The 23,154-nt window shown below is 67.7% G+C and carries 21 protein-coding genes; 7 read left to right on the top strand and 14 right to left on the bottom strand.

Annotated features, from left to right (window positions below; all coding sequences use genetic code 11):
- Positions 1–2: 2 nt before the first annotated feature.
- On the top strand, positions 3–659 hold the full coding sequence (locus AC07YS_RS07535; protein ID WP_495268423.1) for a ChrR family anti-sigma-E factor: 657 nt from the start codon (positions 3–5) through the stop codon (positions 657–659).
- Here AC07YS_RS07535 and AC07YS_RS07530 read toward each other — a convergent pair.
- The 7 genes from AC07YS_RS07530 to AC07YS_RS07500 all read right to left on the bottom strand — a co-directional run bounded on the left by AC07YS_RS07530 (position 622) and on the right by AC07YS_RS07500 (position 5,882).
- Positions 622–1,053, bottom strand: a complete 432-nt coding sequence (locus AC07YS_RS07530; protein ID WP_495268422.1) for a DUF2177 family protein — start codon at positions 1,051–1,053, stop codon at positions 622–624. The two genes, AC07YS_RS07535 and AC07YS_RS07530, sit on opposite strands and share 38 nt — an antisense overlap.
- Positions 1,050–1,670, bottom strand: a complete 621-nt coding sequence (locus AC07YS_RS07525) for a DUF6134 family protein (protein ID WP_495268421.1) — start codon at positions 1,668–1,670, stop codon at positions 1,050–1,052. Before AC07YS_RS07525 ends, AC07YS_RS07530 begins: the two co-directional genes overlap by 4 nt.
- Positions 1,667–2,458, bottom strand: coding sequence for a DUF1295 domain-containing protein (locus tag AC07YS_RS07520; protein ID WP_495268420.1), 792 nt, complete (start codon positions 2,456–2,458; stop codon positions 1,667–1,669). Before AC07YS_RS07520 ends, AC07YS_RS07525 begins: the two co-directional genes overlap by 4 nt.
- A complete protein-coding gene (locus AC07YS_RS07515; protein ID WP_495268419.1) occupies positions 2,458–3,507 on the bottom strand; it encodes an SAM-dependent methyltransferase in 1,050 nt (349 codons plus the stop codon). Before AC07YS_RS07515 ends, AC07YS_RS07520 begins: the two co-directional genes overlap by 1 nt.
- A 366-nt stretch (positions 3,508–3,873) precedes the next feature.
- On the bottom strand, positions 3,874–4,836 hold the full coding sequence (locus AC07YS_RS07510; RefSeq protein ID WP_495268418.1) for a homocysteine S-methyltransferase family protein: 963 nt from the start codon (positions 4,834–4,836) through the stop codon (positions 3,874–3,876).
- Positions 4,837–5,028: 192 nt separating this feature from the next.
- Positions 5,029–5,148 (bottom strand): LuxR C-terminal-related transcriptional regulator, encoded by a 120-nt coding sequence (locus tag AC07YS_RS07505; RefSeq protein ID WP_495268417.1) that lies wholly within the window; start codon positions 5,146–5,148, stop codon positions 5,029–5,031.
- A 137-nt stretch (positions 5,149–5,285) separates the two neighbouring features.
- Positions 5,286–5,882: a TetR/AcrR family transcriptional regulator gene (locus AC07YS_RS07500; protein ID WP_495268416.1), complete on the bottom strand. Its 597-nt coding sequence runs from the start codon at positions 5,880–5,882 to the stop codon at positions 5,286–5,288.
- Positions 5,883–6,018: 136 nt separating this feature from the next.
- Here AC07YS_RS07500 and AC07YS_RS07495 point away from each other — a divergent pair, with 136 nt between their 5' ends.
- Complete coding sequence (locus tag AC07YS_RS07495; RefSeq protein WP_495268415.1) at positions 6,019–6,960, top strand: DMT family transporter; 942 nt, start codon at positions 6,019–6,021, stop codon at positions 6,958–6,960.
- 69 nt (positions 6,961–7,029) lie between these two features.
- On the opposite strand, the gene AC07YS_RS07490 is transcribed toward AC07YS_RS07495, so the two are convergent.
- Genes AC07YS_RS07490 through AC07YS_RS07475 form a run of 4 tightly spaced genes read right to left on the bottom strand, consistent with a single transcriptional unit; the run spans position 7,030 to position 10,952 of the window.
- Positions 7,030–8,163 carry a glycosyltransferase family protein gene (locus AC07YS_RS07490; protein ID WP_495268414.1) on the bottom strand — a complete coding sequence of 378 codons (1,134 nt, stop codon included), beginning with the start codon at positions 8,161–8,163 and terminating at the stop codon, positions 7,030–7,032.
- Positions 8,164–8,171: 8 nt separating this feature from the next.
- A complete protein-coding gene (locus tag AC07YS_RS07485) occupies positions 8,172–8,933 on the bottom strand; it encodes a hypothetical protein (protein ID WP_495268413.1) in 762 nt (253 codons plus the stop codon).
- Positions 8,923–9,924, bottom strand: coding sequence for a hypothetical protein (locus tag AC07YS_RS07480; protein WP_495268412.1), 1,002 nt, complete (start codon positions 9,922–9,924; stop codon positions 8,923–8,925). The genes AC07YS_RS07485 and AC07YS_RS07480 overlap by 11 nt, the downstream gene beginning before the upstream one ends.
- Positions 9,921–10,952 (bottom strand): glycosyltransferase family 2 protein, encoded by a 1,032-nt coding sequence (locus tag AC07YS_RS07475; RefSeq protein WP_495268411.1) that lies wholly within the window; start codon positions 10,950–10,952, stop codon positions 9,921–9,923. The genes AC07YS_RS07480 and AC07YS_RS07475 overlap by 4 nt, the downstream gene beginning before the upstream one ends.
- A gap of 96 nt (positions 10,953–11,048) precedes the next feature.
- Here AC07YS_RS07475 and AC07YS_RS07470 point away from each other — a divergent pair, with 96 nt between their 5' ends.
- A complete protein-coding gene (locus AC07YS_RS07470) occupies positions 11,049–12,440 on the top strand; it encodes a UDP-glucose dehydrogenase family protein (protein ID WP_495268410.1) in 1,392 nt (463 codons plus the stop codon).
- A 13-nt stretch (positions 12,441–12,453) separates the two neighbouring features.
- Positions 12,454–13,476 carry a leucine-rich repeat domain-containing protein gene (locus AC07YS_RS07465; protein WP_495268409.1) on the top strand — a complete coding sequence of 341 codons (1,023 nt, stop codon included), beginning with the start codon at positions 12,454–12,456 and terminating at the stop codon, positions 13,474–13,476.
- A gap of 134 nt (positions 13,477–13,610) precedes the next feature.
- Here the strand turns inward: AC07YS_RS07465 and AC07YS_RS07460 are convergent, their stop codons facing one another.
- The gene (locus AC07YS_RS07460; RefSeq protein ID WP_495268408.1) at positions 13,611–14,210 is read right to left on the bottom strand and encodes a TetR/AcrR family transcriptional regulator; all 600 of its coding nucleotides are present in this window, start codon (positions 14,208–14,210) and stop codon (positions 13,611–13,613) included.
- Positions 14,211–14,629: 419 nt separating this feature from the next.
- Here AC07YS_RS07460 and AC07YS_RS07455 point away from each other — a divergent pair, with 419 nt between their 5' ends.
- From AC07YS_RS07455 to AC07YS_RS07445, 3 genes are all read left to right on the top strand, one after another.
- The gene (locus AC07YS_RS07455) at positions 14,630–15,739 is read left to right on the top strand and encodes a DUF3800 domain-containing protein (protein ID WP_495268407.1); all 1,110 of its coding nucleotides are present in this window, start codon (positions 14,630–14,632) and stop codon (positions 15,737–15,739) included.
- A 99-nt stretch (positions 15,740–15,838) separates the two neighbouring features.
- On the top strand, positions 15,839–17,815 hold the full coding sequence (gene mrdA, locus AC07YS_RS07450) for a penicillin-binding protein 2 (protein WP_495268406.1): 1,977 nt from the start codon (positions 15,839–15,841) through the stop codon (positions 17,813–17,815).
- 127 nt (positions 17,816–17,942) lie between these two features.
- The gene (locus tag AC07YS_RS07445; RefSeq protein ID WP_495268405.1) at positions 17,943–20,330 is read left to right on the top strand and encodes a DNA polymerase II; all 2,388 of its coding nucleotides are present in this window, start codon (positions 17,943–17,945) and stop codon (positions 20,328–20,330) included.
- A gap of 13 nt (positions 20,331–20,343) precedes the next feature.
- On the opposite strand, the gene AC07YS_RS07440 is transcribed toward AC07YS_RS07445, so the two are convergent.
- Together AC07YS_RS07440 and fusA are read right to left on the bottom strand one after the other, a co-directional pair.
- Positions 20,344–20,907: a hypothetical protein gene (locus AC07YS_RS07440; RefSeq protein WP_495268404.1), complete on the bottom strand. Its 564-nt coding sequence runs from the start codon at positions 20,905–20,907 to the stop codon at positions 20,344–20,346.
- A gap of 73 nt (positions 20,908–20,980) precedes the next feature.
- On the bottom strand, positions 20,981–23,041 hold the full coding sequence (gene fusA, locus AC07YS_RS07435; RefSeq protein WP_495268403.1) for an elongation factor G: 2,061 nt from the start codon (positions 23,039–23,041) through the stop codon (positions 20,981–20,983).
- Between the last annotated feature and the right edge of the window lie 113 nt (positions 23,042–23,154).

Raw genomic sequence — 23,154 nt, 5'->3', positions numbered from 1 at the left:
CGATGGACATCCGACACCACCCCGACGACGACCTGCTGCTGGCCGGGTCCTCCGGCCACTTGCCGGCTGGCATGCGACTGGTCCTGGCCAGCCACCTGGAACTGTGCCCGCTGTGCCGCGAGCGGGCGCGCGCACTCGATGCCGTGGGCGGCATCCTGCTCGACGGCCTGGAAGCGGTCCCGCTTGCCGATGACGCGCTGTCGCGCACCTGGGCCCGGATCGATGCGCACGAAGGCGCTGAACCCGCCCCCGTGCGGGTCAGCGCGCCCCCACCGCTGCCGCCCGGCGCGCGCTGGCCGCGTGCGCTCGCTCACTGCAGTGCCACGCCCTGGCGCTGGATCGGTCCCGGCATGCGCTGGAGCCGTGTGACCGTGCCCGAGGCCCCGGAGGCCAATGTCTTTCTGCTGCGCATCGCGGCCGGCAAGTACCTGCCGCAGCACACGCATCAGGGGCAGGAGTTCACCCAGGTGCTACATGGCTGCTTCCACGATGGCCGGGCCTTGTTCGGCCCCGGCGATTTCGATGCGGCCGATGCCGAGATCAACCACCAGCCGGTGGTCCAGGACGGCAGCGAGTGCATCTGCCTCGCCTCGCTGGACGGCCGGCTGCGCTTCGACGGGGCTATTGCACGCTTCTTCGGCGCGCTGGTCGGGATGTGAGGCGCGCCGCGACCCACGCCGACACGCCGCTCACGGCCGTGCCCCATGCCAGGTCGGCGGCAGTGACGGCCCAGGGCCAGTCGCGCAGCGTGGCCTGGTTCGTCAGGTCATAGGTCGCGTAGGCCACGAGCCCGAGCAGCGCGCCGCGACGCAACGCCACGGCGGGCTCGCCAGCCTCCAGTGCCGGCGCGATCGCCAAGACGACCAGGCCCATCAGGTAGAGCGCATAGAACAGCGCCGCCGCCGTCCAGTTCACCTGCGGCGCCATCAGCGCACCGAGCGCGGGCTGGTACAGGCGCGGTCCCATGACCGACAGCCAGACGGCATCCAGCACCAGAAAACACACGAGCGCCCACAGGTAGGCAGCGAGCAAGGTACGCGGGGATGGCTTCATGGGGTGCTCCGTGCAGGAGAGGTCAGTCGGTAGCTCAGTTGGCGATCGCCCTTGGTGTCAGCGTCGAGCCCGATCCAGCGTCCGCTGTCGGCGGCATACCAGATGCGGATGCGCTGCTGCGCCGCCTGCAGTCGCCAGCCGCGCGCCCGCACGGGCTGACCGCGGACCTCGAGGGTCGCATCGGGCAGCGGCTCGAAGCGGACCGGCTCGACCTTGCCCGTCTGGGGATCGATCAGGCGCTGTTGTTTCACCAGCCGGGGATTCCAGTAGGCAAAGCTCATCGGGCAGTCGCCGTCGAAGCGCTGCGCGATCTGCTGGCGGGTGCCGTCGTCGTCGGTCTCGGCGCGCAGCTCACGCAGGCAGTCGCCGGCCCAGCGCTCCTCGGCCTGGTGCCGGTAGCGGTACACAGGGATGCCGAGCATGCGCACGGTGAACAGGGCACGACTGTCGACGCTGCGCGTCGCCGCCGTGCCGCCGACGACAAAGCGATGGGTCCCGATCGGCTTGCCATCGAGCATGGCGGTGAAGTGCCATTCGCCCGCTTCCTCGTCACCTTCCTGTGCCAGCGCCAGGCAGGTCGCCAGTGCCAGCATCAGCCCCAAGGCCCGGTGCTTCATGGACGGGCGCCACGCCGCGGCGGCAAGGGGATGAAGGCACTGGTGCGTGCCGCGTAGCTGCGGTAGGCGGGCCGGCGCTCGGCAATGTCGTGCTCCAGCAGCGCGACGCCCGACACCTTGAGCAGCAGGACGGTCATCAGCAGCGGAGACACAAGGCTCCACGCCACCGCCCCTCCGCCCGCCGACAGCGCTGCCAACCCGAGGCCCCACCAGACGCAGGCCTCGCCGAAGTAGTTGGGGTGGCGCGACCAGGCCCAGAGGCCGCGGTCCATCACCGCATCCTCGCGGCGCGGGTTGCGCAGGAAGCGGGCGAGCTGGGCGTCGGCCACGGCCTCGAAGACCACACCGCCGCCGGCCAGCAGCAGGGCCAGCACGTCCAGCCAGGACAGGGGCGACGGGTGCGCGAACGCGGCCAGCAGCGGCCAGCCGACGATCCATGCCAACACCGCCTGAAGCCCGAACACGAGGTAAAGGCTTTTCAGGCCGAAGTGTGGTTCGTTGCGCGCACGCATGGCCTGGTAGCGGCGGTCTTCGCCGTGGCCCCAGTTGCGACGCCCGATGTGCAGCCCCAGCCGGAAAGTCCATATCAGCAGCAGCCCGAGCATCCAGACGCTTCGGGCGTCGAGCGCGCGGGCATGGGCGCCGGCGTAGGCCAGGGCCGGCGCCGCGATCATCAGGGGCCAGATCCGGTCCGCCAGGCTGGCGTCGCGCACCACGAGGCTGAACACCCAGACCGGCAACGCCAGGCCGAGGGCGATCGCCAGACCCAGGCATGCGAGCGACAGCATCACCGTTTCTCGAAAAGGTAGTGACCGACCCACCACTGGCCGCCCTCGGCGTAGCCGAACAGCTCTTCTACCGAAATGAAGAAGAGCCGCCAGCGGGTCCACCACACCGGCGCGTCGCGCGCTCCGTAGACGGCGGCCAGCAGGGGCATGAGGGTGGTCCGCCGGGCGTCCATGCGCGCCAGCCAGGCGGCCGAGGTCCGCGCGTAGTGGCGGCCATCCCAGCGCCAGCGGTGCAGCAGGCGCAAGTCGTCCTGGCAGCGCAGGGCGAGATCGTCGCTCGGCATCATGCCGCCGGAGAAAAAGTGGCGGCTCATCCAGTCGCTGGCATCGCGCTCCTCGAACGGGTAGGGCGCTTCGCGGTGGACGAAGACGTGCATGAAGAACCGCCCCTGCGGTTTCAACCAGCGGGCCACGTGCGAAAAGGCGCGCGGCCAGTTGCGCAGGTGCTCGAACATCTCCACCGACACCACCCGGTCGAAGCGCTCGCCGGTCTCGAAATCATTGAAGTCGCAGGTGATCACCTCGAGGTTGTCCAGGCCGCGTGCGGCGGCCTCGGTCGTGATGAACAGCCGCTGCGAGTGCGAATTGGAGACCGCCGTGATGCGGGAGCGTGGGAAGTGTTCGGCCATCCACAGGCTCAGCGAGCCCCAGCCGCAGCCCAGCTCCAGAATGCGCAGCCCGTCTTCCAGGCCGGCGCGGGCGCAGGTCTCGGCCAGGGCCGCCGCCTCAGCCTGCTCGAGAGTCTGCACTCCTTCAGGCCACCAGCAGCAGCTGTACTTCCGGTGAGGCCCCAGCACGCCTGTGAAGAACTCGGCGGGCAGTTCGTAGTGCTGCTCGTTGGCTTTCTCGGGCAGCAGGGCCAACGGTGCCTCCCGCAGCCCATCGAGAAATTTCTCCGAACGCAGGGCAACGGCTTCCGGGGCCCCGCTGTCCAGCTCGACCAGGCGCTGGCGCAGCAGCCGCCGCACGCCCAGCCGAACGGCGCCGTCGGGCACCAGGCCTTGTTCAACCCAATGGATGGCAGTGGAGGTGCTCGAGGCTTGGGGCATGGCGGTGGGTGCAGGAGAGAGTCTCTTCCTCCTACGCCAGGCCGGCCGCAATGGATCACTGTTCGTCGGCTTCAGCGCATGGGGACTGAGGCGACGGTGCGAAGTACGGCGGTCGGACACTTGGCGGCGTCACAGGCCAGGTCCACTATCTCTGGACAAACTGGACATTCACCGCAAGAGCTGCGAAGCGGACGTAGCTGTGCACACGGCTCCCGGCGTCAAGAGAGGGCTGAGCCCGCGCCTGCGTTGATTTCACGAGGCTTGATGCATCGGCGTGTGGCGCGACTGGCCGACGATCCGGAGCGGAGACGCAGGGGCCGTCTGAATCGCCGGATGGGCGGGCGGGTGCAAACCCTGGGTGAACGGCTAGACCACGCCCCGGAACAAGGGCAGGCAGGCCATTGCAAGCTGCTTGACGTGGCGGTCGTCGGTGCCGCAGCAACCGCCCATGACATTGAGGCGCTTCAACCGGTGCATCTTGAGCGCGGCATAGGCCTGCCCCAACTCCACCGGGTCGCCCGCATCCAGTTCGGGCGCCTCGTTCAACTCGGCATGGCTCATCCTGGAGGCATTCGCGCGCAGACCGCGAATCCGCCCAGCCCACGGCGCGTCGCCATGCACCACCTGCTGGAAGTGGCTGGGATGGGCGCAGTTGATCATGAAGTAGGCCGGATAACCCGCGGTGGCGCCGTCCACCTGCTGGATGGCGTCCGCCAGGGACTGCCCCGTCGGCAGCCTGCCATCGGTCTCCAGCGTGAAGGAAATGACGACGGGCATGCTCGACTGCTTCGCGGCCAACGCGATCCCCGACGCCTCTTCGACATAGTTCATGGTGATGGCGGTCACCAGGTCGGCCGCGGTGCCGGCGAAGGTCTCGACCTGCGCACGATGGTAGTCCTGCGCTTCGCGCACCGACATGGCACGGTCCGGGACATAGCCGTCGCCGCGAGGTCCAAGGCATCCGCTGATGACGATCGGCGTCCGGCGGGTCTGGTAGGCATCGCGGATGTCCTCCAGCAGACCCACCAGTTGCCGGTCGACCGCCGCGAGCTCCTCGGGGCTGTAGCCCAGCCTGCTCCCCCAGTCTGGATTGGACCGCCAGGTTGCCGTTTCCAGAATCAGCCCGACGTCAAAGCTTCTGGCCAGCGCCGCGTAGGTCCGGAAATACTTCCGCAGCACTCTTTCGCCTTCCGGCGTCCGGAGCAGGTGAAAGGCGGCAAAGTCGGGAAGTTCCTGCCCCTCCAGAAAGATCAGGGTGGTCTCGATGCCGCCGTCGGTCATGAAGAAATCATCGCCGAGCTGCGGCAATGCGCTCCTGTAGGTTGCCATCGCTGACTCCTCTCATTCGGGTGTCCGAATGGCCGCAGCCGCCAAGGCGCCGGGCCCGCGAAGCGGATGATGACAGTGAGCGCCTCGCGGGCCAAGTGCCTGGCCAGCGGCGCGCCTTCCTCCCCCTTCAGGCTTCGGCTGTCGAGCAACTGCCGGTGGCGGTCACTCGAAGCCTGACGGAGGGGCTGGAGTTCAAGGAGTGATCTCTCCGGATCGGATGGCCATGCGAACAGCTCCGGCTGTCGTCGTGGCCCCCAAACGTCGGCGGACGCGCCGCAGGTGATTCTCGATGTTGCGTTCGGAAAGGCCCATGCTGGATGCCGGCTTCCGCCGGCCGCTTTCCGGCAGCCGTCCAGCGCATGACCGTTTGTTCGCGCGGAGTCAGGCGATGCTCGAACCGCTGAGCCTTTCCGGTCGACGCCTGCAACCGGCGGCTCCGTGCAACGGCGTCAGCTCGTTCGGCGCTTCACATTCGGAACCAAGGCCTTGATCACCGCGTCGGCCATCCGATGAAGAGAAGGCGCGTTCTGATAAACCCGCTCCATCACTGCCAGGCCTCGGGTGAATGTGATGACAACCTGCGCGGTTTCCTTGGGGGACAGCGAAAGCTGTGTCGACATATCCCCCTTCGACATGGCGGTTGACACAACGACCTGGAGCTCGTCGAGCAACTGACGCAGCCGCTCTTGGATGCGCGGGCCTGCACCATCGACCTCCGTTGCCGTCTTCGTGGTGAGACAGCCCCGAGGCGGTACGCCCTGCGTCATGTTGGCGATCGCGACCTTGAAGAAGGCGCGCAACGCCGCCTCTGCGCGCGGTTTGTCGAGGGCTGTGCGCGCGTTGTCCAGAAACCTGGTGGCGTACGCCTCGAAGGCCAGCAAGAACAGCTCCTCCTTGCCGCCATAGGCGTGATAGAGCGAACCGCGCTGCACATCGGCGGCCTCTGCCAGATCGGCCATGGACGTGGCTCGCCAGCCTTTTTGCCAGAACACGTCCAGCACGGCGTCCAGCACCTTGGCCTCATCGAACTGCCTGACTCCTGCCATGAGAAATCCTCGCGCTTTCTATTTTTGACAACGACGTCAAACTTGACAATACTGTCAATGATAGTCCGTCCGCCACGTAGGCGATGCCCGCGGCGCCAGGCAAGACACTGGCATCGCTTTGAAGGAACCCACTCCGATGACTCGGCTTTCTGCCTCACCGCCTGTTCCCCAACTCGGCATCGATCGTCGATGGGTGGGCGTGCTGTTCGGACTCGCTTCGGCCCTGATCTGGGGCGCTTTTCCGTTCGTGACTCGCTTCGGGCTGACTCACACGGCCTTGGACGTCTACGACATCACCTGCATCCGGTACACGGTCTCGGGCGTGATGCTGTTGCCGTTTCTCGTACGACGAGGCCTCATGGGGCTGAGCTGGACCGCCATCGCGCTCATGACCGCCGGCATTGGCGCGCCCTACATGCTGGTGGTCGCCTTCGGCCTCGGCATGGCGCCGGTGGAGCAGTTCGCCGTGGTCACGCCTGGCAGCATGATCCTGTTCTCGGCGCTCATCAGTGCCTGGGGACTAGGCGCCAGGCTCTCGCGCAGGGAGACGGCGGGCATTGCGCTGATCATCCTCGGGGTCGCGTTGGTCGGCTTCCACAATTTCAGCGCCGTCCGCTCCTCGCCGTGGGCCTACCTGATCTTCCTGCTGGGCGGGCTGCTGTGGGCCATCTACACCGTCTCGTCCAAGCAGTTCTCTGCATCGGCGCTGCACGCCACCGCCATCGTTTCGGTGTTCTCGATGATCATCTACCTGCCCGCCTACCTCGCGACGCGCGGGCTGCACCTGTTGCAAGCGCCGCTGGGCGACATCGGTGTGCAGGCGTTCTATCAGGGGGTCATGGTCTCCACGGTGGCCTTGTTCTTTTTCAGCAAGTCGGTGCAGATTCTGGGCGCAGCTGTCGGTGCCACGTTCGCTGCACTCGTTCCCGGCGCAGCGACGCTGCTGGCCCTGCTGGTTCTTGACGAGCGGCCCAGCGCCACAGCCATTGCGGGGCTTGTCATCGTCACAGGCGGCATGACGGCGATGCTGATACAGCAACGTCGATCCTCATCCCCCGGTGAATCCAGATGTCATTGAGTCCCTGAACCCGGCAATTTCCGTCGAGGAGTTTCTGCGTCGAAGGGCGCATCTTCCTCGGTGCTTCATTCATCGAACAGGCGGCGCAGCCGCGAGGCCGTGGAGCAGCACCGTCCAGTGCTGCAGTCGGGCCATGGCGGCCTCGCGGCCTTTCTGCGCAGCTTGTGGACCGCTACCGTCGTCGGCCAGCGCGATCAGTTCGTGGGCAGCCGTCGTCACGGCCCGCGCGAAATCCTCGGTGCGGCCCTGCCACACCACGATGCGATGGTGCAGGCCCATTTGCGCGGCGCGCTGCGCATTGATCGCCTGCTCGGGCTGGTCGGTCAGGAGCAGGAGGATCGGCTTGCGGTACACCGCCGCGACCGACAGCGCCGCCATGCCGGGTGCCGAGACGATGAAGGCGCTGCGCGCGGCCCGCTCGATCCAGTGCTCGTCCTGCGCGTGCCAGCCTGCGCGCTGCGCATAGCCTTCGCCGACGAGGTGCGCCGGCGTGCGGGCATCGGCCAGCCCACGTTCCAGGCCGTCGGCCAGTGCGACTTCCTTGAAATGCGGGTTGAGGTACACCGCGGCCTGTGGTGCGAAGTCGTCGTGCGAGTCCGTGTCGGCACCCACGATGGCCACCGGCGTGGCGAGCCGGTGGCCGCCGCGTCCTTCGGGCTGCGGCTCGCCGTAGGCGAAATCGTGCGCGATGCGCGCGCGGCTGCGGTCGATCTGCCACGCGACGATGCGGCCGAAGATGTTCGCCATCCACGCCGGCATGCGCCCGCTGAAGTTGGTCTGCAGTGCATGCCGCAGGCTCGCGCCGTACACATGCACCACCTTGCGCCGCCAGACCGGCATCCAGCCCATGAACAGCAGCGCGGGGTGGAAGGAGTCGTTCACCACCAGGTCCGCATCGCGAAACCACGCACGCAGCCGAAGGATGTCGCGCAGCATGCGCTCCGGACGGAACACGTAGTGCGCCACGTTGCGGTCGGTTTCGCGGCGCAGCATGTTCTGCTCGCGGTCGAACTGCACCGCGTAATGGCGCGAGAGCACCGGCGCCTCGATGCCGAAGCCGGCAAGAAAGCGCGCGCCTTCATCGGAGGTGGTGAGCACCTGCACGCTGGCGCCCGCGGCGCGCAGCGAATGCGTGAGCAGCTGCGCGCGCATCAGGTGGCCGCGCGCGTCCGCAGTCGCGAGGTAGACGATGCGCGGCGGCATCGACGGACTCAGGCCGCCACCGGCCGCGTACGGCCGGGGCGCAGGCGCAAGACCACGCCCGCGAGGTACATGCCCAGCGCGCCGGTGATGCCGAAGCCGCGCTCGGTGTCGCGCACCTCGCGCATCAGCTGTGCGAGCCGTGCTTCCTCATGCGGCGCCACGCAGCGCTGCAGCGTGTGGCTGCACAGGCGGATGTGGCGGTCTTCGTCGGCCAACACGCGCGTGAGCAACGGGTGCAGCGCGTGCCGCGGGCCGATCAGCGCGCAATGGCGCTGCAGGATGCGCGAGGCCATCTGCTCGGCGGCGAGGCCGATCGCATACGCCGGCACGAGGCCGCCGTGCGCGAAGTGCGGCGCATGGCGCTGGATGAGGCGCTGCCAGCGCGCGAGCTTGCGCTGGCTCAGCCAGTCGGGCTTCGGCGCCTCTTCCGGTGATGCGGCCGCCTGCGCGACGCCGCCGCGCTTGACGATGGCATCGGCGAAAAGCCGCGCATGCAGTTGCTCGTCGGCCAGGTGCTGGTCAAGCTGGCGCGTGAGCCACTCGGGCGCGTTGGTGCGCAGCTCGCGCTGCAGCGCCTGCTCGGAAGATTCCTCGCCGATCAGATACAGGCGCAGCAACATCACTTCACCGGCGCGGCTCGCATGCATCTGGCGCAATGCGGCGCGCTTGATGTGGTGCACCAGCCGGGCCTGCAGCGCCGGCCAGCCACGCAGTTGCGGCGGCGAGAGGCAGTCGAATGCCGCGTTCGCCGGGGCGGTGTCAGCGTCCATCGGCTTTTTTGGCCACCGGGGTCTGCGGCTGCAGTTGCTGCCAACCGAGCACGAGGCCGATGAAGCTGCCTTGGAGGAAGGCGCGCGCCGATGCATCGGCACCGGCGAACTCGCGCTGCTGGCCGTCGTAGCGCACGTAGCCCTTGCCGCCCGCGGCACCGAGCACCAGCTTCTCGTTCTTGTGGAAGCCGCGCTGCATCAGCGGCAGCAGCAGCGACTGCGATTCGAGGCCATAGAGGAACAGGTCGCGCTGCACCACCTGGCGCGGAATCTGCCCGCTCAGCGCCTGTAGCTCGAGCGACCAGTCGCCTTGCCGCATCACTTCGGACAGCTCGCCGCCCTTGGCCCCCGGCGCGTGGAAATGCGCGCGCGCCACCGACTTGGAGGCACGGCCCAACCCCAGGCCGACGGTGATGTCCGCATCGGTGGCGCCGCCTTTGCGGTTGTCCCGCACCTGCACGAATTCGTTGGCGAGCCGCGCGGCGATCGAGGGCCTGGAGAGCGTCTCGGCGATTTGCGTCGGCGTGAACACCACGCGCTCGGCGCCGCCTTCGACCACCACGACCTGGTACGGGTCGATGCGGATGTCGCTGAACTCGCCGCCGACGGGCGAGTGCGCATGGCTGCTCACCGACCAGTCGTTGCCCGAGCGGCTCAGCAGCGCATGGAAGGTCAGCGGCACGCGCTGGCCACTGTGGCGCGACTGGCCGGAGCCTTGCAGCAGCACGTCGCCCACGACGGTCTTGCGGCCGTAGCTGCGTGGGTTCGCAAAGCGCAGGGTGTGCGCCGTGCTGTCGAGTGCGGCGCGCGTGTCGGCGTCGTCGAGCGCGAGGCGGTTGCACTCGTTGGCGGGGCCCGCGAGCGCGGAGAAGGGGCAGCCGCTGTCGGACTTGAAATTGAAGACGCCGCGTCCGGTGAAGTCGGCGGCGCCCGCCGCGGTGCATGCACCGGCCAGCACGAGAAGGCCGATGAGGATGTTTTTCTTGTTCATGTCGGGCGATGGTAGGAAAGCGCCTGTGCATCCGCGTTCGTGCGGCCCGTCGTGTGCAGGCCGATGCCGCGCGCGAAGGCGCCCAGCATGTCGATGGCCGAGAAGCCCACGATCAGCGCCACGCCCGCGAGCCAGCGCAGGCCGCGCAGGGGAGGCAGGTCCTGGTGGTTGAGCGCGCGCACGCTGAAGCCCAGCCGCGTGAACAGCACGCACAGCGGTCCGATCGGCCCGCTCTTCGCGAGCCACTGCCAGCGCGCCGACACATAGCTGCGCAGGAGGTGCGGCGTGAGCGAATACGTGTCCTGCCCGCGCATCCAGCGCAGCTTGAGCGCTTCGGCGCGCGTGTCGGGCAGGCGGTGCTCGGTGTGGGCCGCGGCCGCGTAGTGGATGGGAACGTTGGCCGCCTTCAGTCGCATGCCCAGCACCTGGCAGTGCGCGCGGTACACGCCATCGAGCGCCTGGTAGCTGTGCTGCTCGAACACGTCGCGGCGGAAGGCCACGTTGTTCGCGTAGAAGTTGCTCGTCGCGCCCGCGTGGTCGGCGTTGGGGAAGTACATGAAGTCGATGGTCGTGAGCGCGGTGCCCACGATGCTGGCCGCGTAGCTCGTGCGGCCGGCCACCACCGCGGGCGCATCGGCGCCGCGCGTGAAGGGCGTGAGCATCTGCAGCAGCCAGTCGTCGTCGGGCAGGCAATCGGCATCGGCGAACACCACGTGGTCGCAGCGCGCCGCATCGGTGGCCGCGAAGCCGACGTTCTTGGCGTCGTAGTAGCCGGTGGCGGCGTCGATGCGCACGAAGTCGATCGGGCGGCCCGCCAGCACGGTGACGGCCTCGCACGATGCGGCGCTCAGTCCGTCGTGCGTGATGACCACCTGGGCCAGGGCCGTGAGCGGCAGCTTCTGTTTGGCCAACAGGGCGATCAGGCGCTGCAGGCTGGTGCTTGTGGCGGCTTCGGCATCCGCTCCGCCGCGCAGGTTGTTGGTCTCCAGGACCAGCGCGCAACGCGCGGCAACGTGATCGGGCATCATCGAATTTTCCTGTCGGGACATTGTTTTGAAGGCTTGCATCCTGCTTTTATCTCACAACCGCCGCCGCTGCCAGTGCCTGAAGGGAGGGACTTGCGCATGAAGCTCGCCATCTTCGGCGCCGGTTATGTGGGCCTCAGCTTCGCCGCCTGCATGGCCGAAGCGGGGCACGAGGTGCTGTGCGCGGACGCCGATGCCGGCCGCATCGAGGGCCTGCAGCAGGGCCTGATGCCGCTGCACGAGCCGGGGCTGGAGGCGCTGGTGTCCGCAGGCCTCTCGACGGGGAAGCTGCGCTTCACGGCCGACGAGCGTGCGGCGAGCCTGCATGGCGACGCACTCTTCATCGTGGTCAACACGCCGGCCGATGCGCAAGGCGATGTCGACCTGCGGCATGTGATGGCCGTGGCCCGCAGCATCGGCCAGCACCGGGACCGCGACGCCGTGGTCGTCTGCAAGTCCACCGCGCCGGTCGGTACCGCGGAGCAGGTCGAGGCCGTGCTGCACGCGGCGCTTTCGCAGCGCGGTGCGGCGCATCGCGTCGCTGTGGCGGTGAACCCCGAGTTCCTGCGCGAGGGCTCGGCCGTGCGCGATTGCCGCCAGCCCGACCGCGTGGTGATCGGTGCTGCCGACCCCGCGGCCATCGATCTGCTGACACGGCTCTACGAACCCTTCATGCGCGACCCGGCGAAGCAGCTGCTGGTGATGGACCGGCGCTCCGCCGAGCTCACCAAGTACGCCGCCAACGCGATGCTCGCGACCCGCATCAGCTTCATGAACGAGATGGCGCGCGTGGCCGAGCATGCGGGCGCCGACATCGAGATGGTGCGCCGCGGCATCGGCTCGGACCGGCGCATCGGCCCCGACTTCCTGCAGGCCGGCGCGGGCTATGGCGGCTCGTGCCTGGCGAAGGACGTGCGGGCGCTGCGGCATGCGGCCGATCGCGAGGGGCAGCCGCTGCGCATCCTCGCGGCCGTCGAGACCGCGAACCATGAGCAGAAGGGGCGCCTCTTCGACCTGATGACGCACCACTTCGAAGGCCGCATCGCGAACAAGACCATCGCCCTCTGGGGCCTGGCCTTCAAGCCCGACACCGACGACATGCGCGATGCGCCGAGCCTCGTGCTGCTGGAGCGCTTGTGGGTGGCGGGCGCGCACGTGCAGGTGCACGACCCGGCGGCGATGCCGAATGCGCGCGCCATCGTCGGCGAGCGCGCCGATGTGCGCTGGTGCGACACGCCCGAAGACGCCTTGCAGGGTGCCGACGTGCTGGCGCTCGTGACCGAATGGCCCGTATTCCTCCGCCCCGATCTGGCGCACATCGCCCGCACATTGACGGCGCCCGCGATCTTCGACGGCCGCAACCTCTACGACGCCGCCGAAGTCGAAGCCGCCGGCATCGCGTACTACGGCATCGGGCGCGGCCGGTCCGTGCGGGCGCTGAATCGTCGTCGGCAGCGCATGCCGGTCACTCGCCGGCTTTTGATCCATTGAAAACGTCAACCCCATGTCGGAACGAATCGAACTGAAGCTTGATTGGACAAGAAAACAGGTCCGGCAACTGGCCGCAAACGGCGAGGTGTCCATCCTGCAATTTGCCGCCGCACAGGAGGTGCCGCCTTCGCTGCTGGAAATCCTGAACGAAGATCTCTTCAGGCATCGGCCGGACATCACATGGCGGATGTATGGAAGCTACGCGCGTGTGTGCGATCTTTCTTGCCTGAGGCTCATGCCCCATGTCGAAAGGTTGAGCCTTGACTGCCTCACCCGGGTCAGCAATGCGCATGCCGTAGAGGCCTTGCCGAAGCTGAAGGAGTTCGTCTTTGATGTGTACGAAGCAGATTCGCTGGGCGTGTTGAACGCAGTGCCCACAGGCCTGCAAAGACTCAGAATCGGCAAGACGAAAACGAAGAAGACCGATCTTTTCGGGCTGGAGCGCTTTTCCCATCTGAGACAACTCGTGGTTGCCGGCCACACGCGAGGCCTCGAGGTGATTGGAAAGCTGTCGACCTTGAATGAGGTGTCCCTCATGGGGATGCCTCTGTCGAACCTGGTCTTTCTACGGCATCTGCCTCACCTGCATACGCTTCAACTGGGATTCGGAAGCGCGCAGAACCTGGACACGCTTGCGGGCATGAACGCCCTGAGACACCTGGCACTGTTGCGGATCAGGGATTTGTCGGACCTGTCGGTCGTCAGCCAACTGGAGACGCTGCAAAGGTTGACCGCGCAAGATCAGCCACACCTTGCCAGCTTGCCCTCGTTGGCTGCGCTCGAGGATCTGGCGCTGATCGTCCTTAACAACGTGGGGCTGAAGGAGCTGAGGTGGGTGGCCTCTGCACCGGCGCTCGAAAGCCTGGCCATGTTTCAGATGCCAACGCTGGTGCACGGCGACATCCAGAGTCTCCTGCGTCAGCCTGGCCCCCTGAGGCGCCTGATGGTGGGGTTGAAAAGCGCCCGCGAGCACAAGCTCGCGCGGCAGGCGATCGAGGATTCAGGCCTGTGGGACGATGGCGGATGGTGGCGGTGACATCGCGACCCTTGGTGTGGTCGTCGCATTGAACTGCGAGGTGACGTCTGTACTCATCAATTCGGAGACGGCCTGCATGAGCATGGCCGCACTGACCGGCTTGGGCAGCCCCACTCGCATATTCGGGCCAGCGATCATTCTTGGCGCGCGTTGCTTTGGCGCACGGCTTGCAGGTACCCGTCCAATGCCAGCAGGACCTCCTGAACCATGACGTCCGCGCTCGGCAACACCGCGCTCACCAGCAGCGTCTGCTTCACCAACGCATCGACGACGGTGTAGGCACCGAAGGCGACGCGCGCATCGTGCAGCCCTTCGGGCCAGTCCACCGCGCTCGTCAGTGCCTTGCCGAAGAGGTTGACGTTGTGCTGGTACAGGCGGTTGTAGACGAGCTGCGGCGAGACACGGCGCTCGATGGAGCTCAGCACCCGCCAGCGTCCGCCGCCCTCGAGCATCGTGTGCACCTGGGTCTGCGCCAGCAGGCGCGTGATCTCGCGCAGCGTGCGTTGACCTTCCGCCTGGACGACGTCGTCCACCGCGCTGGACAGCGCGGTCGAGAGCTTGCGCACCCAGGTGCGCACGGTCATGGCCGCGACCGCTTCCTTGCCGGGGAAGTACTGGTAGACGCTGCCGACGCTGACGCCGGCCACGTTGGCGATGTCGCGCATCGACGTCTTCTCGTAACCCTTTTCCAGCAGCAGGAGCACGAACGCGTCCTGGATGGCGATGGACGTCATCCATGCGCGTGACTGGGAGGGCTTGCGTCGGGGTTTGAGGGCGGTCGTCATGGCTGAAAAGCGAACACCGGGACGGCGCACGCAAGGAGGAGGGCCTCGTTGCAGAGGGAAATCAACGCCTCGGGGCGCGTCCCGAAAACTGAACATGCCTGCCCGGTCGATTTCCTAGACTTCTTCCAACCCAAGGCAGCCGGTGGCCGCGAGCCCCGAACCTCACTTCAACCCAAGGCCAACGCGCGCACTCGTCATTCTTGCATGTCACCTCCTGCGTCCTACAAAGCTCCCTTGCGCGAACTGCGCTTCGTCCTGAACGATTTGCTCGGCATTGACGGAGAACTGAAGGCGCTTCGTCCCGCCGACGTCCCGCTCCACCTCGCGAGGGCGAAGGGAGACCCGACGCGAGGCGTTCGCCCCGCGCCATGACCACCATCTACATCGACGAAAGCGGCCACAGTGGCGACATGGTCGACAGCGGCACGGGCTACGACTTCAAGCGGCAACCCTACTTTGCATTGGCGGGCGTCGGGCTTCAGGACGAAGAGGAGTGGGATGCGCGCCTCCAGGCGTTGCGCGATCGCCACCGCATTCCCTCGGGCGAACGCGATGCCCGATCGCTGGCATCCAGGCCGGAGTTCTCCGCTGCCGTGATCCACGCCTTGCTCGACCGGCGGGCCCCGCTTTTCGTCGAGCTGGTCGACAAGCGCTACTTCATCTGCAGCTGCATCACGTCGTTCCAGCTGCTGCCGTCCTGCCTGGGCTACCCCGAGTCGATGCGGCTCGACTTCCTCAGGAACGCCGTCGCGGATTTCCTGCACGCGCATGCCGATGCGCAGGTGCTGGACAGCTTCGTCGCGTCCTGCCTGACGCCGGAGGCCGAAACACTTCACGCATCGTTTGCCAGCCTGCGCGACCTGGCCGTGCAAACCGCCGAGGAGGAAGAGGCCGCGGCGCAGGTCGCCAAGGGGTTCGGCCGCATCGTCGAAGCGGCGAACACCGAGTACCACGCGCTGAGTGGGGCCCAGCACCAGCCCTGGCTGGAGTTTCTTCCGCCTCCCGAGCTCAACACGTCGTCGACGCAGGCCTGGACGCTGCCGAACCTGACGTCGTTCATGCGCATCTACGCCCGGATCCACCTCTACTACCGGCACTGCCTGGCCGATGTCCGGTTGGTGCATGACCAGAATTTCGAAGTGCAGCGCATCCTGGGTCAGGGAAAGTCCGCCGCCGAAGGACCGGACCGTGCGATGGAACTGCTGTGCACGCCTCCGTCCGACCACCGCTTCGAGGAAGTGGCCGCGCTCGATTTCAGGCAATCGCACGAAGCGGCGGGTGTGCAGATGGCCGAGGTGGTGGCGGGCGCCACGATGCGGTTCTTTCGTGACCTGCACGCAGGCACAGGCGTGTGCCCCGCGCTGCGCGAGGCCATGGTGCGGCTGATCTCCGAAGGCGACGAGCGCACGGGGTACGGCCTCAAGCAGGTGGTGCCGACCCGCCAGGTTCGCATCGGTGCCGAAGAGGCGTGGGCCTGACCGGACGATCGCGTTTCGTCGACCGCCGACGCGGAACCTTCGGGCGAGCAGGGCCTCTTATCTGGCTTCTCCGCTTCTTTCCCCACCCCGTTTCGCCCGATGAATGAAATCCGCAATGCCGCCGCCGAGCTCGCTCTTTTTCGCCGCCGCGTGGTGGTGGTCGGTTGCGCGGTGCTGTTCGGATTCGGACTGATCGGCGCGCGGCTGGTCTACCTGCAGGTGGTGCGCCATGAAACGCTGGCGGACCGGGCCGAGAGCAATCGCACGGCGATCGTTCCCGTGGTGCCCAACCGCGGCCAGATCCTGGACCGCAACGGCGTGGTGCTGGCGTCCAACTATGCCGCCTACACACTGGAGATCACGCCGTCGAAGGTGGGCGACATCGCCACCGTCATCGACGAGCTGGGCGAGCTGCTCGAAGTGACGCCCAGGGACCGCCGCCGCTTCCAGCGCCTGCGCGAGGATTCGCGCAGCTTCGACTCCCTGCCCATCCGCACCCGCCTGAGCGACGAAGAGGTGGCGCGCTTCGCGGCGCAGCGCTATCGCTTTCCCGGCGTGGAAATCAGGGCGCGGCTGTTTCGCACCTACCCGCACGGCGAGGTGGGCGCGCACGTGATCGGCTACATCGGTCGCATCAACCAGCGCGAGAAGACCGCGATGGACGACTGGGAAGAAGACGAGCGCGCCAACTACCGGGGCACCGACTACATCGGCAAGGTCGGCATCGAGCAGAGCTACGAAAAGGCGCTGCACGGCCAGACCGGCGTGGAACAGATGGAAACCTCGGCCGGCGGGCACGCGGTGCGCCGCCTGTCGCGCCACCCTGCCAAGCCGGGTCAGACGGTGATGCTGTCGCTCGACATCAAGCTGCAGAAGCTGGTGGAAGACATGTTCGGCGAGCGCCGGGGCGCGCTCGTGGCCATCGACCCGAAGACCGGCGAGGTGCTGGCCTTCGTGAGCAAGCCCACGTTCGATCCCAACCTGTTCGTCGAGGGCATCGACACCGAGAACTGGAAGGCGCTGACCGAGTCGCCCGACAACCCGCTGCTGAACCGCGCGCTGCGCGGCACCTACCCGCCGGGCTCCACCTACAAGCCCTTCATGGCGATGGCGGCGCTGCAGACCGGCAAGCGCAGCGCCGAGAAGGTGGAGAACGACCCGGGCTTCTACAACTTCGGCGGGCGCACCTTCCGCAGCCACCGGGGCGGGCTGGGCGGCGTCGACATGCACCGCGCCATCCAGTTCTCGAGCAACACGTATTTCTATTCGCTGGCCGCCGAGATGGGCGTGGACCTGATCCACGACTTCATGGCGCCCCTGGGCTTCGGGCAGTTCACCGGCATCGACCTGCAGGGCGAGTCGCGCGGCGTGCTGCCCAGCCGGGCGTGGAAGCGCGCGGCCTACCGGCGTGCCGACATGAAGACCTGGCACCCGGGCGAGACGATTTCGCTGGGCATCGGCCAGGGCTACAACAGCTTCACGATGCTGCAGCTGGCTTCGGCCAATGCCACGCTGGCCAACGGCGGCGTGCGCTACCAGCCGCACCTGGTGCGGGCCATCCGCGATACGGCGACCGGCGAGGTGGTACGGCAGGTCCAGCCGCCGGCCCAGGACCTGGGCTATGCGCGCAAGCACGTCGAGGTGGTGCGCGACGCGATGGTGGCGGTCACCAAGGGCGGCACCGGCACGCGCGTGTTTGCGGGCGCTGCATACACCTCGGCCGGCAAGACCGGCACCTCGCAGGCCGTGGGCCTGAGCCCGAAGGCGCGCGCGAGCGGCAAGGCACTTGATGCGCGCCAGCGCGACCACGCGCTGTACATGGCGTTCGCCCCGGCCGAAGACCCGACCATCGCAGTGGCCGCGATCGTCGAGAACGCGGGCTTCGGCGCAGCGCACGCGGCGCCGATCGTTCGGCGGGTGTTCGACTACTGGATTGCGGGGCAGTACCCCAACGACGCCGACATGGCGGCGGTGCAGGTGGGGAAAGCCGGCGCGCCCATCGGCAAGCCGCTGGTGGCCAGCGAGGTGCCGGTGCTGGACGATGGTGTGCAGGGGGATGAGGCTGGGGTGCTCTGAGGGGGCGGGGCGGATGCGCCCCCTTGCGGATGGCAAGCCACCACGCCGGCTGCAGCTCGCACGCGGCCGGGCGAGAATCTCCTGATCCCAAGTCCGCCTTCTCCCTCGACCCGATCTTCGAACGCCCGTGACCTCCACCGACCTCCAGGGCTTCATCCTCACGCGCCACTGGCGTGATGCACCGACCGGCACCGAGATCGAGTACTGGCTGGCCACCGAGGCAGGGCCGAGGAAAGTGGTGCTGACTTCCCGCAGCAGCGTCGCGTTCGTCGCCGCCCGGCACAGGGCGGCGGTGGAAGTCCACCTCGCGGCCATGCCGGGCGTGCAGCTGCGTGAGCTGGAACTCCAGAATTTCCAGCAGGAAGCCGTGCTCGGCGTCTATGCGACGCACTTTCGCCAGATCGGCCGGTTGGCGCGCGCCCTGCAGGCGCAGGGCATTCCCTTGCTCGAAGCCGACGTGCGCCCGCACGACCGCTACCTGATGGAGCGCTTCATCACCGCCGGTGTGCGGGTGGAAGGCGGGCGCGCTGAGCGCGCCACGCTCGTCGACTGCAAGCTCAGCCCCGCGCCTGAGTTCCGGCCGGTACTCAAGGTCGTGTCGCTGGACATCGAGACGAGCCAGCATGAAGGCCTCTACTCCATCGCGCTGGACGGCATGCCGGAGCGCGTCGTCTTCATGCTCGGCGAGCCGCCGCCCGAGCCGGGCGACCCCATGGACTTCTCGCTCGTCTACTGCCCGAGTCGCAAGGCGATGATCGAGCAGCTCAACGACTGGTTCGAGCGCAACGATCCCGACGTCCTCATCGGCTGGAACGTGGTCCAGTTCGACCTGCGCGTGCTGCAGAAGGCCGCCAACGACTGCGGCGTGCCGCTGCTGCTGGGGCGGGAGCGCCGGCCCATCGAGTGGCGCACGCACCCGGGCAAGCAGGGCTACCTGTTCGCGCCCACGCCGGGGCGGATCGTCCTCGATGGCATCGAGGCGCTCAGGGCCGCGGTGTGGAGCTTTCCGTCGTTCAGCCTCGAGAACGTCTCGCAGACGCTGCTGGGCGAAGGCAAGGCCATCGGCGACGAGTACGACAAGATGGTGGAGATCGAGCGGCGCTACCAGCACGATAAGCCCGCGCTCGCGCTGTACAACATCCGCGACTGCGAGCTGGTCCTGCGCATCTTCGAGAAGGCGAAGCTGCTGCAGTTCATGATGGAGCGTGCCCAGGTCACCGGCCTGCAGGCCGACCACTTCGGCGGCTCCATTGCCGCATTCAGCCACCACTACCTGCCGCGGATGCATCGCCTGGGCTACGTGGCGCCGAACGTGGGCGAGATCGCGAGCAAGGCCTATCCGGGCGGCTACGTGATGGACTCGAAGCCGGGCTTCTACGACTCCGTCGTGGTGCTGGACTACAAGAGCCTCTACCCCTCGATCATCCGCACCTTCCTGGTCGATCCGGTGGGCCTCGTCGAGGGCTCGAACGCCGCCGATCCGACCGGGCTCATCCACGGACCGCAGGAGACCGTCTTCTCGCGCGACAGGCACTGCCTGCCGCAGATCGTGACCACGCTGTGGCACGCGCGGGACGAGGCCAAGCGGGCGAGGAACGAGCCGCTGTCGCAGGCGCTGAAGCTGCTCATGAACTCATTCGCCGGCGTGCTGGGCGCGTCCGAGTGCCGGTTCTTCAACCCGAAGCTGGTGTCCGCCGTGACGCTGCGCGGGCACGAGATGATGAAGCTCACGCGCGAGTTCGTGGAGCAGCGGGGCTACGAGGCGATCTATGGCGACACAGACTCGATCTTCATCTGGCTCCGGCGCACCCACACCAACGAAGAGGCGCACGCCGTCGCGGCCCGCTTGGCGGGCGACATCAACGACTGGTGGGCGCGCACGCTGCGCGATGAGCAGGGCCTGCAGAGCTTTCTCGAGATCGAGGTCGACACGCACTACAAGAAGTTCTTCATGCCCACCATCCGCGGCTCGGAGGTGGGCAGCAAGAAGCGCTACGCGGGTCTCAGCGTGGATGCCGCGGGCAAGGAGGAGATGGTGTATCGCGGCCTCGAGATGGCGCGCAGCGACTGGACCCCGCTGGCGCGCCAGTTCCAGGAGGGCCTGCTGTCACGCATCTTCCAGGGCGAGCCGTACAAGGCCTTCGTGACCGACTATGCGAAGGCGACGCTGGCGGGCGCCAAGGACGACCTGCTCATCTACCGCAAGCGCCTGCGCCATCGGCTCGACGACTACCTGGTGAACGTGCCGCCGCAGGTGCGGGCCGCGCGCATCGCCGACGAGCACAACGCCCGGGTCGGCCGGACCCAGCAGTATCAGAAGGGCGGCTGGATCCAGTACGTCATGACCCGCAACGGGCCGGAGCCGCTGGAAACCCGCCACTCGCGCATCGACTACGAGCACTACCTCACCCGGCAGCTGCAGCCGATCGCCGACGCCATTCTTCAGCCCATGGGAGACAGCTTCGCGGCCTTGACGACGTCGCAGCGCGAGCTCTTCGAGCCAGGATCGCCGTGAAGCGACCGCAGGATCAGGTGCCGGGCCGCGGGTCCTTGTCCGTGATGGACAGGTCGACCGGCACCCGCGTCTCGTGCCGGAGGTTCCCGGGCATTTCGAACACCACCGTGAGGTGCCCCTTGACGCGCTCGAAGGGCTTGTCCAGCTTCACGTAGAAGCCCCGCTGGCTGCTCAGGGCGTTGTCGTAGGTCCAGAGCGAAAAGTCCTGCAGCGACGGCGCACCGCCGTCGTCCTTCAGGCGCAGCTTCTCGTTCTTCTCGTTCGTCAGCGCGTAGTCCTTGATCTGGTAGGTGGCGACGTCGGCGATGTCGTCGTTCGTGTTGACGATGTGGCCGCTGCGCTTGTATTCGTCGACCTTGGCCTTGGGCAGCGGGTAGTAGGTCAGCACGTCGAACGTGCTCGCCGGTTTTTTCCGGATCAGGGTCTGGTCGGAATTGATGACCATCACGTGGGCACCGAGCTGCGTGAGCAGCGCCCGCGCCTGGTCCGGGGTGTACGGCTGGCGCGGTGCGGCGTGGGCCTGGGAGGCGGGCAGGGCGAACAGGGTGGACAGGACCAGCGGCAGCAGTTTCTTCATCGGGGAGCCCGTGCGGGATGAATGGCGGATGCCGGCCATTAGGCCATGGCAGCGTCATGCCCCCGGTGCACTCCTAGTCGTCGTCGCGCACCCGGTACTGCCCCATCAGCGTGCGCTGCACGGTCGGCGGCACGGCCTCGTAGTGCGACAGCGCGATGGTGTAGCGCCCCTGGCCGCTGGTCATCGCGTTGAGGCGCGACTGGTAGTTGGCCAGCTCGACCTCGGGCACCTGTCCACCGATGGCCACCGTGCCGGCCCCCAGGCCCGACGTGCCGGTGACCAGGCCGCGCCGCGACGACAGGTCGCTCGTGACGTCGCCCACGGCATGCTCGGGCACGGCGATCTCGATCTGGACGATCGGCTCGAGCACGGCCGGTTGCGCCTCGCGGATCGCGGCCATGAAGGCCTTGCGGCCGGCGGTCGCGAAGGCGATGTCCTTGCTGTCCACGCTGTGGTGCTTGCCGTCGTACACCACCACGCGCACGTCGACCACGGGGTAGCCGGCGATCGCGCCGTAGGCCAGCACTTCGCGCACGCCTTTCTCGACCGCGGGGATGAACTGGTTCGGAATGGCGCCGCCCCGGACCTCGTCGGCGAACTCGAAACCCGCGCCGCGCGCCAGCGGTTCGATGCGCAGGAAGACTTCGGCGAACTGGCCGGCGCCGCCGGTCTGCTTCTTGTGGCGGTGATGGCCCTCGGCCGGCGCGGTCACGGTCTCGCGGTAGGCGATGCGCGGCGGCCGCGTCTGGACTTCGAAGCGGTACACCTCGCGCAGGCGTTCGAGCACGAGGCGCAGGTGCAGCTCGCCGAGGCCGTAGAGCACCGTCTCGTTGGTCGCGGCCACATGCTCGATGCGCAGGCACGGGTCTTCGGCCGCGAGCTTGCCCAGGATTTCCCAGGCGCGCTGCTCGTCGCCATGGCGCTTGGGCTCCACGGCCAGGCCGTACACCGGCACCGGGAACGGCAGCGGCGCGAGGTGCACATGGCTGTCTTCGGCCGCGTCGTGCAGCACGGCATCGAAATGGATCTCGTCGACCTTGGCCACCGCCACGATGTCGCCCGGCACCGCGTGCGACACCTCGACATGGTCCTTGCCCTGGAGCATGAACAGGTGCCCGACCTTGAACGGCTTGCGGCCGTCGCCGATGTAGAGAAGGCTGTCGCGCGTGACCGTGCCCTGGTGCACGCGGAAGATGCCCATCTTGCCGACATAGGGGTCGATCGTGACCTTGAAAACATGCGCCAGCACGTGCAGCGACGGGTCGGGCCGGGCCTGCATGGGCTGGGCCTGCGCGCCTTCGCCGACGAGGAACTCCGGCGGGTTGGCCTCGGTCGGGTCGGGCAGGAGCTTGACGATCACGTCCAGCAGCTCGGCCACGCCGGCGCCGCTGCGCGACGAGGTGAAGCACACCGGGATCAGGTGGCCTTCGCGCAGCGCCTGCTCGAGCGGCGCGTGTAGCTCGGACGGGTCCACGTCGCCTTCTTCGAGGTAGCGGTCGACGAAGGCCGCGTCGACCTCGACCACCTGTTCCACCAGCGCGCGGTGGGCCGCTTCGACGGGGCCGAAGTCGGAGCGCCCGAAGCGGTTGAAGAAGCAGTCGATCACCTGCCGGTTAACCCCGTCGGGCACGTTCAGCGGCAGGCATTCGCGGCCGAAGGTGGCCTGGATGTCGGCCAGCAGGCCCGCCAGCGAGATGCCCTGCGAATCGATCTTGTTGACGATGATCATGCGGGCCAGGTGGCGCGAGGCCGCGTACTCCATCATGCGCACTGCCATCGGCTCGATGCCGGTGGCGGCATTGATGACCACCGCCACCGTTTCGACCGCCTCCAGCGCCGGCAGGCTCTGGCCGAGAAAGTCGGGACCGCCAGGCGTGTCGATGAGGTGGATGCGCGTGGCGGCATGGGTGAGGTGCATCACCGAGGCGTTGAGCGAGTGCAGCATGCGGCGCTCGAGTGGGTCGTGGTCGCTGACGGTGCTGCCGCGCTCGACGCTGCCGCACGCGCCGACGGCGCCCGCCTTGAACAACAGGGCCTCGGCCAGGGAGGTTTTGCCGGCGGCCGCCGCGCCCACCAGCGCCAGTGTTCGCACTGCTTCCATTTCGGCCGCGAGGCCGTTCGATCGGCTTGGCATGGCGGGACTCCTTTGCGCGTCCGCAAGGCCGGCCCGGCGGCCCGCAAGGGCTCGGGTGCTGCGCATCGACGCCGGGCCAGCGTACGGGATTGACCGTGCCGATGCAAGCCGGG

The sequence above is a fragment of the Variovorax sp. GW458-11-26-14-LB1 genome (genome assembly GCF_059423965.1).
Note: the sequence above shows the minus strand (reverse complement) of the source record. Positions and strands in the feature narration are given on the sequence as shown.

Excerpts from the sequence above, each read along its gene's own strand:
- AC07YS_RS07535 (WP_495268423.1), top strand. The coding sequence starts at position 3 with ATGGACATCCGACACCACCCCGACGACGACCTGCTGCTGGCCGGGTCC.
- AC07YS_RS07530 (WP_495268422.1), bottom strand. The coding sequence starts at position 1,053 with ATGAAGCCATCCCCGCGTACCTTGCTCGCTGCCTACCTGTGGGCGCTC.
- AC07YS_RS07525 (WP_495268421.1), bottom strand. The coding sequence starts at position 1,670 with ATGAAGCACCGGGCCTTGGGGCTGATGCTGGCACTGGCGACCTGCCTG.
- AC07YS_RS07520 (WP_495268420.1), bottom strand. The coding sequence starts at position 2,458 with ATGCTGTCGCTCGCATGCCTGGGTCTGGCGATCGCCCTCGGCCTGGCG.
- AC07YS_RS07515 (WP_495268419.1), bottom strand. The coding sequence starts at position 3,507 with ATGCCCCAAGCCTCGAGCACCTCCACTGCCATCCATTGGGTTGAACAA.
- AC07YS_RS07510 (WP_495268418.1), bottom strand. The coding sequence starts at position 4,836 with ATGGCAACCTACAGGAGCGCATTGCCGCAGCTCGGCGATGATTTCTTC.
- AC07YS_RS07505 (WP_495268417.1), bottom strand. The coding sequence starts at position 5,148 with ATGGGCCTTTCCGAACGCAACATCGAGAATCACCTGCGGCGCGTCCGC.
- AC07YS_RS07500 (WP_495268416.1), bottom strand. The coding sequence starts at position 5,882 with ATGGCAGGAGTCAGGCAGTTCGATGAGGCCAAGGTGCTGGACGCCGTG.
- AC07YS_RS07495 (WP_495268415.1), top strand. The coding sequence starts at position 6,019 with ATGACTCGGCTTTCTGCCTCACCGCCTGTTCCCCAACTCGGCATCGAT.
- AC07YS_RS07490 (WP_495268414.1), bottom strand. The coding sequence starts at position 8,163 with ATGCCGCCGCGCATCGTCTACCTCGCGACTGCGGACGCGCGCGGCCAC.
- AC07YS_RS07485 (WP_495268413.1), bottom strand. The coding sequence starts at position 8,933 with ATGGACGCTGACACCGCCCCGGCGAACGCGGCATTCGACTGCCTCTCG.
- AC07YS_RS07480 (WP_495268412.1), bottom strand. The coding sequence starts at position 9,924 with ATGAACAAGAAAAACATCCTCATCGGCCTTCTCGTGCTGGCCGGTGCA.
- AC07YS_RS07475 (WP_495268411.1), bottom strand. The coding sequence starts at position 10,952 with ATGATGCCCGATCACGTTGCCGCGCGTTGCGCGCTGGTCCTGGAGACC.
- AC07YS_RS07470 (WP_495268410.1), top strand. The coding sequence starts at position 11,049 with ATGAAGCTCGCCATCTTCGGCGCCGGTTATGTGGGCCTCAGCTTCGCC.
- AC07YS_RS07465 (WP_495268409.1), top strand. The coding sequence starts at position 12,454 with ATGTCGGAACGAATCGAACTGAAGCTTGATTGGACAAGAAAACAGGTC.
- AC07YS_RS07460 (WP_495268408.1), bottom strand. The coding sequence starts at position 14,210 with ATGACGTCCATCGCCATCCAGGACGCGTTCGTGCTCCTGCTGCTGGAA.
- AC07YS_RS07455 (WP_495268407.1), top strand. The coding sequence starts at position 14,630 with ATGACCACCATCTACATCGACGAAAGCGGCCACAGTGGCGACATGGTC.
- mrdA (WP_495268406.1), top strand. The coding sequence starts at position 15,839 with ATGAATGAAATCCGCAATGCCGCCGCCGAGCTCGCTCTTTTTCGCCGC.
- AC07YS_RS07440 (WP_495268404.1), bottom strand. The coding sequence starts at position 20,907 with ATGAAGAAACTGCTGCCGCTGGTCCTGTCCACCCTGTTCGCCCTGCCC.
- fusA (WP_495268403.1), bottom strand. The coding sequence starts at position 23,041 with ATGCCAAGCCGATCGAACGGCCTCGCGGCCGAAATGGAAGCAGTGCGA.